At 62.6% G+C, this 14,513-nt stretch carries 14 protein-coding genes; 12 read left to right on the plus strand and 2 right to left on the minus strand.

All coding sequences use genetic code 11. The features are described from left to right. Window positions 1-20 precede the first annotated feature (20 nt). Window positions 21-359 carry a P-II family nitrogen regulator gene (gene glnK / locus ACNFHO_RS09345; protein ID WP_002555808.1) on the minus strand — a complete coding sequence of 113 codons (339 nt, stop codon included), beginning with the start codon at window positions 357-359 and terminating at the stop codon, window positions 21-23. Between the two features lie 411 nt (window positions 360-770). Here glnK and ACNFHO_RS09350 point away from each other — a divergent pair, with 411 nt between their 5' ends. The 12 genes from ACNFHO_RS09350 (at window position 771) to ACNFHO_RS09405 (ending at window position 12,576) form a co-directional block, all read left to right on the plus strand. After that, the gene (locus ACNFHO_RS09350) at window positions 771-1,034 is read left to right on the plus strand and encodes an accessory factor UbiK family protein (protein ID WP_416766063.1); all 264 of its coding nucleotides are present in this window, start codon (window positions 771-773) and stop codon (window positions 1,032-1,034) included. 900 nt (window positions 1,035-1,934) lie between these two features. After that, window positions 1,935-4,649, plus strand: a complete 2,715-nt coding sequence (mgtA, locus tag ACNFHO_RS09355; protein ID WP_416766065.1) for a magnesium-translocating P-type ATPase — start codon at window positions 1,935-1,937, stop codon at window positions 4,647-4,649. A 20-nt stretch (window positions 4,650-4,669) separates the two neighbouring features. Then, entirely contained in the window at window positions 4,670-5,056 is a 387-nt protein-coding gene (locus ACNFHO_RS09360; RefSeq protein WP_063542109.1) for a DUF2493 domain-containing protein, read from the plus strand. Further along, the gene (locus tag ACNFHO_RS09365) at window positions 5,046-5,213 is read left to right on the plus strand and encodes a hypothetical protein (protein ID WP_153772505.1); all 168 of its coding nucleotides are present in this window, start codon (window positions 5,046-5,048) and stop codon (window positions 5,211-5,213) included. Before ACNFHO_RS09360 ends, ACNFHO_RS09365 begins: the two co-directional genes overlap by 11 nt. Window positions 5,214-5,703: 490 nt before the next feature. Beyond that, window positions 5,704-5,952: a hypothetical protein gene (locus ACNFHO_RS09370; RefSeq protein WP_054893665.1), complete on the plus strand. Its 249-nt coding sequence runs from the start codon at window positions 5,704-5,706 to the stop codon at window positions 5,950-5,952. 27 nt (window positions 5,953-5,979) lie between these two features. Beyond that, on the plus strand, window positions 5,980-6,231 hold the full coding sequence (locus ACNFHO_RS09375; protein WP_063542107.1) for a DUF3077 domain-containing protein: 252 nt from the start codon (window positions 5,980-5,982) through the stop codon (window positions 6,229-6,231). A 313-nt stretch (window positions 6,232-6,544) separates the two neighbouring features. After that, on the plus strand, window positions 6,545-7,009 hold the full coding sequence (locus tag ACNFHO_RS09380; RefSeq protein ID WP_054893667.1) for a hypothetical protein: 465 nt from the start codon (window positions 6,545-6,547) through the stop codon (window positions 7,007-7,009). A gap of 93 nt (window positions 7,010-7,102) precedes the next feature. Further along, on the plus strand, window positions 7,103-7,873 hold the full coding sequence (locus ACNFHO_RS09385) for a hypothetical protein (protein WP_416766067.1): 771 nt from the start codon (window positions 7,103-7,105) through the stop codon (window positions 7,871-7,873). 71 nt (window positions 7,874-7,944) lie between these two features. After that, window positions 7,945-8,646: an ABC transporter ATP-binding protein gene (locus ACNFHO_RS09390; protein WP_112897092.1), complete on the plus strand. Its 702-nt coding sequence runs from the start codon at window positions 7,945-7,947 to the stop codon at window positions 8,644-8,646. After that, a complete protein-coding gene (locus ACNFHO_RS09395; protein ID WP_112897091.1) occupies window positions 8,639-9,853 on the plus strand; it encodes an ABC transporter permease in 1,215 nt (404 codons plus the stop codon). The genes ACNFHO_RS09390 and ACNFHO_RS09395 overlap by 8 nt, the downstream gene beginning before the upstream one ends. A gap of 28 nt (window positions 9,854-9,881) precedes the next feature. Beyond that, window positions 9,882-11,324, plus strand: coding sequence for a TolC family protein (locus tag ACNFHO_RS09400; RefSeq protein WP_416766238.1), 1,443 nt, complete (start codon window positions 9,882-9,884; stop codon window positions 11,322-11,324). Continuing rightward, window positions 11,317-12,576: an efflux RND transporter periplasmic adaptor subunit gene (locus ACNFHO_RS09405; protein ID WP_063542093.1), complete on the plus strand. Its 1,260-nt coding sequence runs from the start codon at window positions 11,317-11,319 to the stop codon at window positions 12,574-12,576. The genes ACNFHO_RS09400 and ACNFHO_RS09405 overlap by 8 nt, the downstream gene beginning before the upstream one ends. Before the next feature lie 177 nt (window positions 12,577-12,753). Here ACNFHO_RS09405 and leuA read toward each other — a convergent pair whose 3' ends face one another. Next, window positions 12,754-14,451, minus strand: a complete 1,698-nt coding sequence (gene leuA, locus ACNFHO_RS09410) for a 2-isopropylmalate synthase (RefSeq protein ID WP_063542090.1) — start codon at window positions 14,449-14,451, stop codon at window positions 12,754-12,756. Window positions 14,452-14,513 lie beyond the last annotated feature (62 nt).

A 14,513-nucleotide genomic window follows, 5' to 3' on the forward strand; every position in this document is an offset into this window, starting at 1 on the left:
GGTGAGGCTTGTTGTGTCGCTTAGATCGCGTCGGTATCGGTTTCGCCGGTACGGATGCGGATCGCCTGCTCCAGATTCACCACGAAGATCTTGCCGTCGCCGATCTTGCCGGTGTTGGCCGCCTTGGTGATGGCTTCGATCACCCGGTCCAGGTCCTTGTCATCGATGGCGACATCGATCTTGACCTTGGGCAGGAAATCGACCACGTATTCGGCGCCACGGTACAGCTCGGTGTGGCCTTTCTGCCGGCCGAAGCCCTTGACTTCGGTCACGGTGATGCCTTGCACGCCGATTTCCGACAGCGACTCGCGCACGTCGTCCAGCTTGAACGGCTTGATGATGGCAGTGACTAGCTTCATGAAACTCTTCTCCCGATTTGGTGGACTTGCCCCAGGAAAACAAACCCGTCTCAAGTCTAAGCGCAGCGCCTGGCTTTGTAACGCGTCGTCGGCTCCATTCCCCCACCGACACACGTTTCGGCGGGTGGAGAGGGAGCCTTGCGGCTCCGCCTGCACACTGCCCGATCACAAGGGACTGCATCAGTGCATGGCGCACAGAGGCCTTTGCAGAAACCTTGCCAGATCCGGCAAAGGGCCAGAAAACAAGTAGTTGCGCACAATGCTCGGGATTAGCCCATGGCCAGTACGCTGAAAGCTGCACGATTCTGGTGCATCGAGCCGCCAGCGGCTGCTCAAAAAGTGTGCGTCCGACCGTCGAAATGCGCCGTGCTACACTGCCCACCTTTCACACGCCACGGAACAGCCTGACCCATGCTCGCGCCCAAAGCCCTTCTCGACGCCCTGAGCGACCAGGCCTCGCGCCTGTTCAGCGGCGAAACCGCGCAGCCGCGCGCCGAACTCGAAAGCCAGTTCAAGATCCTGATGCAGAGCGCGTTCAGCAAGCTGGACCTGGTCAGCCGGGAAGAATTCGACAGCCAGATGGTGGTCCTGGCGCGCACCCGCGCGCGCCTCGAAGCCCTGGAGAAGCAAGTGGCCGAGCTGGAAGCGCGCCTGGCGCCACCGGCCCAGGACTAGCCACCCTGAGGGATATACGGCCTGCCTCCGCGCAGAGGCCGGCCGCAAACTTCAAACGCTTCCTACAAACACCAGGGAGCATTCAAACAAGATGAAACTTATTTAAAGTTCACCTCCCCGGTTGACTTCGATACTACCCTTGAATAAAGTTCGCTCGCCCTGAGAGAAGGGGCCTTTTTTCCATTCACTGAAGAATTCAATGGACACAGTATCTAGTCGCTGCCTGACCACCGCCGTACGGCCCGGTCAGGCACTTGAACCGGAACACCGGTCCCGACACCCTGGTCGGGCAAGCCGCGCCAGAGCCTGATGCTCCGCCGTGACTTGCCACAGCCGGTGTCCGCCGGTTGGAGGCAAGCTCATGAACCTCACGTCATTCGTTTCACATCGCCTGCACGCCTGCCTGGCGCGTTTGCAGGCCCGCGCCTGGCCGCCCCATGGCCCGTGCGCTCCAGCCCAGCCCCCGGCCGCCGTGCGCGGCCCGCAGTTGCGTGCCCTATGGCAGGCACACTCCTGCCTCGGAAAACTCCAGTTGCGCCTGCACTGGCACCATGACGACAGCCAGGACCCTCCAGGTAGACGGGGGCCGCTGGCACGCGTTTGCGCTCGCCTGAGACCCCACACACTCCACTGAACAACTGATATTGAACAGTCACTTTTTATCGAACTTTCAACCTTGAAAGTTCGCCGGACCGTTATTGCCCATTATTTATCAACGAGGAATACAAACATGGACTGCGCGAGTAGAAAGTTCGCTGCCGAAACAACTTCCGACTCTCGGCAGCGGACAGACAACTGTCGGAAAAACCAAGCTTTTTTCTGCGACCCGACATGCCTTCGTTCACCCCCTGAGTGAAACGTCTGTGTGTCGTGCCGCCGCAGCGGCAGGAGCACAGCAACATGACCGTCAAACACCGCAACACCGCACCGGCCAAGGCCGAACGCGAAACCCGCCTGTCCACCCGCGCCGCCCGTGAAGCGCGCAATGGCCTGTCCGTCACCCTCGCCAACCTCGATGCCAGCGAGCATGGCCTGACCGAACACGAAGCCGCCAAGCGCCTGCAGCGCGACGGCGCCAACCAGGTCGCTCACGACCAGCAACCCCACGCCCTGGTGCAACTGCTCAAGGCCCTGCACAACCCGTTCATCTACGTCCTGCTGACCCTGGCCGGGATCAGTTTCGTCACCGACTACTGGATGCCGATCAACGCAGGTGAAGCGGACGACGCCGACCTGACCAAGGTCATCATCATCATGACCATGGTCAGCCTCAGCAGCCTGCTGCGCTTCTGGCAGGAGTACCGCTCGAACAAGGCCGCCGACGCCCTCAAGGCGATGGTGCGCACCACCGCCACCGTGCTGCGCCGCGAACAGTTCGGCCAGCCGCCGCGCCTGCGCGAAGTGCCCATGGACGAACTGGTGGCCGGCGACATCGTGCAGCTTTCGGCGGGCGACATGATTCCCGCCGACATCCGCCTGCTCGAATCACGCGACCTGTTCATCAGCCAGGCGGTGCTCACCGGCGAGGCACTGCCGGTCGAGAAGTACGACACCCTGGGCAATGTCGCGCAGAAGTCCGCCACCGATGACAGCGGCAACCAGGACAACCTGCTCGAGTTGCCGAACATCTGCTTCATGGGCACCAACGTGGTCAGTGGCCGCGCCCGCGCCGTGGTGGTCGCCACCGGTCGACGCACCTACTTCGGCTCCCTGGCCAAAGCCATCGCCGGTTCACGCAGCCAGACCGCCTTCGACCGCGGCGTGAACAGCGTCAGCAGCCTGCTGATCCGCTTCATGCTGGTGATGGTACCGGTGGTGTTCATGATCAACGGCCTGGTCAAGGGCGACTGGGGCGATGCCTTCCTCTTCGCCCTCGCCGTGGCCGTGGGCCTGACCCCGGAAATGCTGCCGATGATCGTCAGCGCCAACCTGGCCAAGGGCGCCGTGGCCATGGCCCGGCGCAAAGTGGTGGTCAAGCGCCTGAACGCCATCCAGAACCTCGGTTCGATGGATGTACTGTGCACCGACAAGACCGGCACCCTCACCCAGGACCGGATCATCCTCGAGCACCATGTGCGCATCGACGGTGAGCGCGACAAACGCGTGCTGGAACTGGCCTGGCTCAACAGCCACCACCAGAGCGGCGTGCGCAACCTGATGGACCAGGCTGTGCTGCACTTCGCAGGCCAGGACCGTGAGTTCCAGGCGCCCTACGCCTACGCCAAGGTCGACGAGTTGCCGTTCGACTTCATTCGCCGTCGCCTGTCGGTAGTAGTGAAGAACGCCCTGGGCGATCACCTGATGGTGAGCAAGGGCGCCGTCGAGGAAATGCTCGCCATCGCCACCCATGTGCAGAAAGGCGACAGCGTCGTGGCCCTCGATGAGCGTCGGCGCCAGCGCCTGCTGGCCAGCGCCGATGCCTTCAACCGCGACGGCTTCCGCGTGCTGGTGGTCGCCACCCGCGACATTCCGGCAAGCGAAGGCAAGGCGCAGTACCACACCGACGACGAGCGCGACCTGGTGATCCAGGGCTTCCTGACCTTCCTCGATCCGCCCAAGGAAACCGCCGGCCCAGCCATTGCCGCCCTGCGTGAGATGGGCGTGCGGGTCAAGGTGCTGACCGGCGACAACCCGGTGGTCACCTGCAAGGTGTGCCGTGAAGTGGGCCTGGAGCCCGGCCTGCCGCTGCTCGGCCAGGACATCGAGCGCATGGACGACACCACCCTGAAGATTCAGGTCGAGGAACGCACCGTTTTCGCCAAGCTCACCCCGCTGCAGAAGTCCCGCGTGCTCAAGGCGCTGCAGGCCAACGGTCACACCGTGGGCTTCCTTGGCGACGGCATCAACGACGCTGCCGCCCTGCGCGACGCCGACGTCGGTATCTCGGTAGACAGCGGCACCGATATCGCCAAGGAATCGGCAGACATCATCCTGCTGGAAAAAAGCCTGATGGTGCTTGAGGAGGGTGTGCTCAAAGGCCGCGAAACCTTCGGCAACATCATGAAGTACCTGTGCATGACCGCCAGCTCCAACTTCGGCAACGTGTTCTCGGTGCTGGTGGCCAGTGCGTTCATTCCCTTCCTGCCGATGCTGGCGATCCACCTGCTGCTGCAGAACCTGATGTACGACTTCTCCCAGCTGTCGCTGCCGTGGGACCGCATGGACAAGGAGTTCCTCAGCGAACCGCGCAAGTGGGATGCCCGCAACATTGGCCGCTTCATGCTGTGGATCGGCCCGACCTCCTCGATCTTCGACATCACCACCTTTGCCCTGATGTGGTACGTGTTCGCCGCCAACAGTGTCGAGATGCAGGCGCTGTTCCAGTCTGGCTGGTTCATCGAAGGCCTGCTGTCGCAAACCCTGGTGGTGCACATGCTGCGCACCCGCAAGGTGCCGTTCTTCCAGAGCACAGCAGCGCTGCCGGTGATCCTGGCCACGGGCCTGGTGATGGCGCTGGGCATCTACATCCCGTTCTCGCCAGTGGGCGCGATGGTCGGCCTGGTGCCGCTGCCGTGGGAATACTTCCCTTGGCTGGTCGCCACCCTGCTGGGTTACTGCGTGGTCGCACAGACCATGAAAACCCTCTACATCCGCCGCTTCGGACAGTGGTTCTGAGCCTGCAGGGAGAGCAGACCATGCGCGTACTGATCTGTGCGGGACGCAACTACGCCGACACCCGGCGCTGCCGCCAGGCCCTGGACGATGTCCAGCGCCAGCGGCCGATCCGGGTGTTGATCCACGGCGGCAGCCAGTTCCTTGGTGGCGAGATCGAAAGCTGGGCACGCGAGCACGGCGCCGACCTGGTGCGCTACCCGCCTAACTGGCAGCTGCACGGCAAGCAGGCCGAACGCCTGCGCAACCTGTTCATGTTCACCGACAGCCGCCCCGAGTTGTTGCTCGCCCTGCCCGGGGGCGACGACACCGAGGAGCTGCTGGCCAGGGCCCGCGGCGCGGGTGTGCAGGTGATCTGCGGCAGGCAACCACGACAACCCGAGCGAGAGGAGCATTGCCATGACGCCTGAAAAGCCTGATGAGCGAGCCCGTTTCTCGCTCACCCACGACCTGCCACCCGCCCAGGCCCGGGCGGCGCGGCGCAATGTGCTGTTTGTGATCGTGACCTTGGTGCTGAGTGGGGTGTTGGTGGTGTTGTTTGGGGTCGAGGCGCGATTGTCTGGATGATGCGCCGCAACAGGCTTGTGGGGCGCCGCGAACGCCGGCACTGCCGGTGCCAACCACCACGGTGTCTGCTTCGCGGGCAAGCCCGCTCCCACAAGTGCTGCACCGACTCCGGTGCCTGTGCCCCCCCTGTGGGAGCGGGCTCGTCCCGCGATCGGGCGCGCAGCGGCCGCCAACGTACGAAAATTCTGAAACCTCTAGCAGGAGCCTTCGATCCGTAAACCTTGGGAAGTATCCTACGCGCTTTGCGGAAGCCTCTTAATTGTCGGGGAAATACCTCAGGGATAACTTCGCTGGGTCGCCCACATTGGCGACTGGGTGTGAGAAGCCCAAGTGTTTCAGGAATGGCTTCCCGTCATGGTAGCCGTGCGCGAGCAGGTTTCGACCTGGCCGTGTCCCTGGACCACGGACTTCTCACCTCGTGCACGGCTGCCACCCTAATCCGTGAGAAGGGTTCTGGTGGCAGCTCCAGATGTCGTCCAGGAGTTGAACCATGAAGAAACTCGTCCCCGACCCACCCCGCCTCAAGCTCATCAACAACCCCTACTTCTCCATCCACACCGACATGACCCCTCCCGACGCCCTGGCCCATGCCAGCGAGCTGTTGCGCGGTGTTGCCGAAACCATCGACGAACACTGCCGCACCTATGCCGGTGTACCCGGCCTGCACATGCTGTCGAACGCCGCGCACTCCGCCGAAACGGCTCGCGCGCTGATCGAACATGCGTTGAACCGGATGTGACCCTGAGCCCGTCAAGGAGTGATGAACATGAGCGGTAACCAATCCGGTCGCACCACCGCAGGTGTTGCCACCTTTCTCGAGATGTTTCGCGTACAGCCCGGTATCCCCTATGAGCGCGCCATCGAAGAAATCTCAGTGCTGGTGGGCTGTACACGTGATCTGAGCGATCAGTTCACAGGGGAGGCAAACCCTGCGGCAATCACCGCCCTGCACTACCTCAGCGCCCTGGCCAAGGCGTTGTTGAATGATCTTGAAGTCAGCCGCAACGCTGGCGTCTGAAACCTCACGAGCAAGCCTCGATACCGCCTCGGCATCGAGGCCCAGGCAAATGCTGCACGAGCACGCTTCAATGAGCTGAAGTCTCAGGCCGCGCGAGAATCCGTCACTAAAGTATTCCCTCCCTGTGCCGTTAACTGCCTCAACTGGAAGGATTTATTTAGCTGGACTTTGCGCAAGTCGAGCTAACCCATGGAAGGCACCGATGCAAAGTGACCGGAAAGGACATGCAGCTGCCGTAACGCTGCAGACCGGGCAAGGCGGACTGTTGTCCGTCGTGCGACATACGAAAATGTCAACACATGGAAAATACGCTATGCAATTCAAGAAACGGATCTTCGCGGCCCTGGCCGTTACCTCCCTGTTCGCTGCCGGTGCAGCGCATGCAGGCCCTCCCGTGCAGATCACCGTCAAGAATCTGGGCACTGCCGAAGCCAAGTACTCGATGATCGGCAACAACGAAGCCCTGACCAACGCCAGCGCAACGCCCAAGCCCAAGGATTCGATCCTGCCGAACCAGGCCTTCACCTTCGTCGTGACCGGCCCCCTGAGCCCAGACATCACCACCGCCTTCGTGCGCTACGCCATCGGCGGCAAGTCCTGCGTGTTCCGTACCTCGTTCGTCAACACGATTGCCCCGGGCGGGCTGGGTGGCACCATCACCAAGATCCCGAAATGGACCAAGGATGCCGATGCCAGCGGCGGCGCTCGCTGCACCGCAACCATCACCTCGACCAGCCTGTCGAACTATTCGTGGAACGTCGAATTCACGATCAAGTAAGTCGCTGAACGTTCTGCCTCGGAGCGATCCGGGGCAGAACGGGTCCAAAGTAGACGCAGCATCCCCGCTGCCCAGAGAGATACGGAGACGATCATGGATGGTGTCAACAGCCTGCCGGCGTCACAGGTAAAAACCCTCAACGCAACTCAAGGCACTGGCAAGCCAGATGAAAAGCCTGACGCCACGGCCTCGGTCGCGGCGCCCCAGAAAACGGGCAGCTCGGATAACGCGAGCATCTCGCCACTGGCGCAGTTGCTCAGCGACGCAGCAGCACGGGCGGCAAAGCGCGACGCCAGCACTGACCGTAGCGGCCTGAAAGCCATCGCCGAGCAGGTAACCCGCGCTATTCACAGCCCGGCGTTCGAGCAGTCCAAGGTCGAACGCGATGCCGAAACGCCCGCTTCGGACGACCCACAGCGCCTCGATCAAGCACGTCAGGCAACCGCCTTCCTGAACAACAAAGGTTCCAACCCGTTCGCGGGCATGTCCATGGAACAACTTTCTCTGATCGTGCATGACGACAGCGGTGCATTTACAGTCAACGAACGGCGCGCAGCGCTGGTGGAGATCGGTGCGCAAGAAGAGGCTTGGTCCAGGGCGGTTTCGCAGAAGTTGATGGACGAGTACAACCGCGACGGGCACATGTCACCTAAAACCCTTCAAGGCATCCTGGATTATTACAAGGGCCTGCCGCCGATCATGGAAGCCCAGCTTCCCGACAAATACGAACACGATTTGAACAAACTCATCCAGTACGCCGAAAAAGAACAATCGCACAGCAAGGATCAACTGCAATCGCTGCTCGATCTCGTCTTGGCAAAACGCCTTGAATACACCGACAAGACAGCAACGCAAGACACCTGAATTTATTCAACCAGGTGCCCATCGTGTTGAGTGGGGTACCTGGACAGATTCCCAAGGATCGTGGGCAATGGATGCCTGAGTCACCCAACCAGACGCTGATTCGCCTGCAAGGCGTGACGCATGCGTACAGCTCCCATAGCGCCGCGCGGCCCGTGCTGCGTGATGTCTCGTTGTCGGTCGAGGCGGGCCAAAGTTGCGCCATCGTTGGCGCCTCGGGCTCCGGCAAGAGCACCTTGCTCAGCCTGATCGGTCTGCTCGACCAGCCCACCCAAGGACACCTCCACCTGGCAGGCCGCGACATGACCCTGGCAACCGATGGCGCCCGCGCAGTGATGCGCAACCAGCACATCGGCTTCGTTTTTCAGGGCTTCAACCTGCTGCCGCGTCTGGATGCCCTCGACAATGTCGCCTTGCCGCTGCTTTACCGTGGCGAGCCACGCAACTCGGCACGGGAGGCGGCGCGCCAGCAGTTGCGGCGGGTAGGCCTCGGCGAACGGCTGCACCACCGCCCGGCAGAGCTCTCCGGGGGCCAACGCCAGCGAGTGGCCATTGCCCGCGCCCTCGTCGGTGAGCCACAACTGCTGCTCGCCGACGAGCCCACCGGCAACCTCGATGGTCAGACTGCACAAGACATCATCGAACTGCTGCTGGCTCTCAACCGTGAGCAGGGCGTCACCCTGATCATCGTCACCCATGACCTGGGGATTGCCCGTCGTCTGCAACGCTGCCTGCAGGTTGTCGAGGGCTGCATACGCGAGGTCGTGCATGGTTAGCACGCGAGCCTACGGCCCATCCCTCGCTCAGCGCCTTTCTGAACCATTCGATAGCCTCCAGCGCCTGGGACGCCGGGCCATTCTGGCGTTGCTCGGTATCGCAGTCGGCTGCGCAGCCGTGGTTGCGCTGCTGAACATTGGGCACAACGCCCAGCGCCAGGCGATGGCGGTGTTCAAGGGCATGGGCAGTGACCTGCTGGTCGCCGACGTGCAATGGCCTGCAGGCGCCCACTTGTCGGCACAGGCAACGCAGCCCTTCGACGCCCAAGCCGTGCGCGAAGCCGAGCCGGGACTGCGTGCAATCAGTCCGCTGAGCCTGTCGTCGGTACGCGTGAGTCTGCACGGACGAACACACGACGCGCTGCTAGCTGGGGTAGATCCGCAACTGGCCGAAGTACTCGACCTGAGATTGATAGAGGGGCGTTTCATCAGCCCTTACGACAGCCGCAGCACCCATGCGGTACTGGGCGAGCGCCTTGCCGCCGATCTGGCCGCACAGGGCATGCCGGTCATGCCTGGCGCACAGCTACAGATCGCAGGCTACGTGTTCCAGGTGATCGGCGTATTGCACAGCATCGGACAAAACCCACTGCTGCCGCTGTCGATCGACGACAGCTTGCTGATCCCGCTCGAAGGTATGCGACGGCTGGTCAGCGCACCTCAGGTGGGTACCGTTCTGGCGCGCACTGCCGACGGTGCCGACCCACTTGCCGTCGCCCCTCGCCTGCAGGCGCGGTTGCAGACCGCACTGCCCGGTCGCACGATCGATGTCCAGGCTCCCCAGCAGTTGCTCGCCGGTATCGCCCAGCAGTCGCGGCTGTTCTCCTGGCTGCTGGCAGGGCTGGGCGGCATTGCCCTGCTGGTGGGCGGTGTCGGGGTGATGAACGTGATGCTGATGAACGTCTCCGAACGCCGCCGCGAGATCGGCGTGCGCATGGCACTAGGCGCCCGCCCGCAAGATATCGCCTGGCTGTTTCTCCTCGAAGCGGTGGTACTGGCCGTGACCGGCGCAGCTTGCGGTGCAGTGCTGGGCGTGGGCGCGGGGTGGCTGTTTACTTTGCTGTCTGGCTGGGCCGACTTCAGCCTCGCCCCCCTGTCGTTGCCACTTGGCATCGGAGGCGCGGTCCTCACCGGGCTGTTCTTCGGCTTGAGCCCGGCGCTGTCTGCCGCCCGCCTGCAACCGGTACAGGCATTGCGCGATGATTGAGCGCTGCCTGGCCTTGCTACTGCTGATCATGAGCACCGGGCCTGCCCTGGCCAGCCTGGCGCTCGCGCCTTCCCAGGCGACCCGGTCGAGCGCACCTTCGCCAGCCGTTTCCAGCCTCTCGCTGAAGGCACAGCGCATTGATTTGAGCCTAAGCGACGCGATCTACCTCGGTCTGCGCGACAACCGCGGGATCCGCAGCGCCTATCTGGATCGAATTGCTCAGAAGTTCGACCTGCGGGTGGCCGAGGATCGTTTCAGCCCCAAGCTGCTCATCCGCGGCAACTACCTGTCCAATCACAACCAGGCCGACCGCTATCGCCAAGGGGATATCACACCCACTACGACCCTGCTGACTCCTTACGGCACCCGCCTGAGCCTGGGCTGGACCTATCGTCACACCGAGGCCGATCTGGCCGGGCTGACCCGTAACGACGGCGCCAACATCACGGTCATCCAGCCGCTGCTGCGCGGTGCCGGCAGGGATGTCGCCACGGCACCGGTGCAACTGGCCCGCCTGGGCGAGCAGGTCAACCGGCTGGCGTTGAAAGACACCGTGGCGCAGACCATCACCCGAATCATCATCGGTTATCACACTCTGCTGCAGACCCAGGAGCAGTTGCAGATTGCCCGCGACGCCCTGCAGCGGGCCAATCAATTGCTCGAGGTGAACCAGGCAATGATTGCTGCCGGTCGCATGGCAGCCTTCGAGATAGTCCAGACCGAAGCCGAAGTCGCCACCCAGGAGCTCGGACTGGAAGACGCCCGCAATCAACAGCAAGCCGCGCGCCTGGCTCTGTTGCAGATGCTGGCGCTGGATCTCGATACCCCCATCGTCGCCAGCGACACGGTCCATGCAGACGCGATCGATGTCGACACCTCCTTGGCCCTTCAACAGGCTCAGGCCCTGCAACCGACCTACCTCATCGAACTGATTGCCGGCGAGCAAGCAACGATCAACCTGACGGTGGCGCGTAACGAGCGCCTGTGGGACGTCTCTCTGGTCGGTGGTGGCGCCCAGGTACGTGAACGCAACAACCTCAACGGCAGCGCGCGCAGTTGGGAGAATTATGTGGGTGTTCAAGTGGAAATTCCGATCGGTGACCTGAGTACCCGTCAGGCTGAAGTACATGCGCGTGTCGGGGTGGAAACCCAGGAAGTCCGGTTGCAGGAAGCACGTCAGCAACTCCAGCGGGACGTGACCAATGCCGTGCGCGACATCGGCGTGCGCTGGCGCCAGTACCAGATTGCCCTGCGCGCGCAGGAATTGTCGCAACGCAAACTAGCGATCGAACGAGAAAAACTCACCGTCGGCCGATCGAGCAACTTCCAGGTTCTGAGTTTCGAGAACGACCTGCGCACGGCGCAGAATACGCGCCTGGGTGCGCTCATCAGCTACATGAACGCCCAGGCCGAACTGGACCAGACCCTGGGCACCACGCTGGACAGTTGGGACATTGCACTGAATGACTAGGTTTTGCTCGATCACTGGCGGCCGCGCGCTACTGGTGCTGGCCCTCGCCAATCTGCCGGGCTGCTACGGCGATGCGGATGAGCAGCCGGGCGCTTCCCCGCAAGCGCAGTGGGTGCAGGTAGCACCGCGCCTGCTGGAAAATCGCCTGGGCCTGGTAGGCCACCTGCAGTCAATGGACCACATCACCCTCGCTGCACCTTTCGATGGGCTGATCGCCGACGTGCGCGTACAGGAGGGCCAGCACGTCGAGAAAGGCCAGGTGCTGGTGACGCTGGACCCTGCGCAGTTGCAAGTGCAATTGCGCCAGGCACAGGCTGAGCTGCTCAAGGCCCGTCGAGAGGCGCAACGCCTGGAACGTTGGAGCTCCAGCCCGGAAGTCGCCCGCGCACGGCGCGCAGTGGCGGCCGCGAACCAGAACCTATCCCGCAGCGAGAATAGCCTGCGCGATACCCAGGCGCTGTTCGAGCGCGGCATCGTCGCGCGAATGGAGGTCGAAAGCCTGGCTCAGCAAGTGAACACCCAGCGCCAGGACCTGACCGCCGCCAACGAGGATCTGCTTACAACACTTGCGCACGGCCACGGCGAGGAGCTCAGCATCGCGGCAATGGAACTGGCCAACGCCCAAGCGCGCCATCAGGCCCTCGAGCAGTTGTATGCACGACGCGAACTGCTCGCTCCGCTGGCCGGGTATGTGGTTCGCCCGGCCCCTCAAGAGGGCGGAAAATCCGTTCCCCTGCAAACGGGTGTCGCCGTTACCCAGGGGGTACCGCTGCTCGGCGTGATAGGCCAGGAGCGCTTCCAGGCCTTGAGCCGGGTGGAAGAGACCGACCTGCGCCTACTCCACGAAGGCATGCCGGTGCAGATCAGTGGCGACGGCTTTTCCGGTGAACTGAGCGGCCGCCTGACCGCCATCGGTATCCAGAGCGAGACGGCTGATACGCAAGGCGCCGGAGCCCAGTACCCAGTGAAGGTGTCGATCGACCTGCCAGCACAGCCCTTGCAGCACCCCATGCGCGCGGGGATGAGCGCACGCCTGTCGATCATTCTGCAGCGTGACGAACAGGGTATCGCCATTCCCCCGCACGCATTGCGCGATGATGGGCAGGGGGGACGCTACGTGGTGTATCGAGCGACGCCACAGGCTTCGGTCGAGCAGATTCCGGTGACGACCGGTGCAGCGGTGCCCGAGGGCGTGATGGTGCGGGGGCTGGAGGCTGGGCTGGTGGAGGTGCAGGCGCGCACGCCTGACTGAAGAACTGCCACGTCCGAAGACCAAAATCCGGAAACCAGGGTGATCTGACAGTGTTCAATGCGTGAACTGAGCTGCAAGGTCCGCATGTATACATCGCCTTCCATGCGGACCTCGTGGCTGGCCACCACCGCACCATGCCCGCAGTCTGTTCCCAAGGCTTCCAATGCCGATATCGCCTCAGGCCGTGACGATGGTATTGCCCAAGGGCTCGAGCAGGCCCTGGCGAGTGGCCCTGCACACGGCACTGACCAAAGCCTGCAGCGAAGCCTGGAGAATGCTGCTGTCTTTACCAACACCGAAAAGCAGCTGGTTGTTGACGCGAATTTCCACATAGGCGATCGCCTCGGCCTGGGCGCCATCACGTACCGCATGCTCATGGTAGTCGGCGATGTCGAAATTCAGGCCAAGTGCGGCAAAGGCGTTGACCAGCGCGGCGAGCGGCCCGTTGCCCTTCCCGGTCAATGGCAGGCGGCCACCGTCAACGAGCAGTTGAGCATTCACGTAGGTGCTTGCTTGGTCACTGGTGAGCATGGGCTGGGTCAGGGTGTAGGGCCTGCCCTGCTGCAGATAGGTTTCAGTGAAGCAGGACAGGATCATATCGCTGGTTACTTCCCGGCCTTCGGCATCGGCAACCCGCTGGACTACGCCGCTGAACTCCATTTGCAGACGCCGCGGCAGCATGATGCCCTGCTGCTCCAGCAGATACGCCACGCCTCCCTTGCCCGACTGGCTGTTGACACGGATCACCGCCTCATAGCTGCGCCCCATGTCGGCAGGGTCGATCGGCAGGTAGGGGATTTCCCAATAACCGTGAGGGTTTGCGCGGCGGCGCGCAAAGCCTTTCTTGATCGCGTCCTGATGAGAGCCGGAGAACGCAGTGAACACCAACTCACCGGCATAGGGATGACGAGGATGGGTAGGTAACTGGTTGCAGTACTCGACCTCACGCTGAACGTGGGTGATGTCCGAGAAGTCCAGTTCAGGGCTGATGCCGCTGGTATACAGATTCATGGCCAAGGTCAGGATATCGACGTTGCCGGTGCGCTCGCCATTGCCGAACAGCGTCCCCTCGACCCGTTCGGCACCCGCCAGGCACGCCTGCTCGGCAGTTGACACCCCGGTGCCGCGGTCATTGTGTGGGTGCACGCTGATGATCACGCTGTCTCGCTGGCTCACATGCCTGCAGAACCATTCGATCTGGTCGGCGAACACGTTGGCCGTCGACACCTCGACGGTTGTGGGCAGATTGAGAATCATCTTGTTGGACGGCGTTGGCTGGAACTCGGCGATGACCGCGTCGCAGATTTCCAGGCCGAAGTCCAACTCGGTGAAGCAGAACGTTTCCGGCGAATACTGGTAGGTCCACTGGGTTTGCGGATTGGCCTGCATCAACGCCTTGATCTCACGGGTGGCCTGGGTGGCAATATCGATACAGCCAGCGCGGTCGACACCGAACACGACTTCGCGGAACACAGGGGCCGTGGCGTTGTAGACATGCACAATGGCCCGCGGCACGCCCTTGAGCGCCTCGAAGGTGCGCTCGATCAGGTGAGTACGCGCCTGAGTCATGACCTGGATGGTGACATCGTCAGGGATTGCGCCGCTTTCGATAAGCTCACGGACGTAATCGAAATCAGTCTGCGAAGCCGCCGGAAAACCTACCTCGATCTCCTTGAACCCGACCTTGACCAGCAGATCGAAGAAGCGGCGCTTGCGCTCGGCGTTCATCGGTTCTATCAGGGCTTGGTTGCCGTCGCGCATATCAACGCTGCACCAGACCGGTGCGGCTTTCTGTACCTGGCCAGGCCAGGTGCGGTCCGGCAGATCAACCACGTTGAAATGGCGGTATTTAGTGGAAGGGTTCTTCAACATCATGGTGGCGTTCTCCTTGGCCTGTAAGCGATCGTGCTGGCGCTGGGTGAGGTGAGCGTGTATCT

Source organism: Pseudomonas sp. NY15374, assembly GCF_048068255.1.
Taxonomy (GTDB): domain Bacteria; phylum Pseudomonadota; class Gammaproteobacteria; order Pseudomonadales; family Pseudomonadaceae; genus Aquipseudomonas; species Aquipseudomonas machongensis.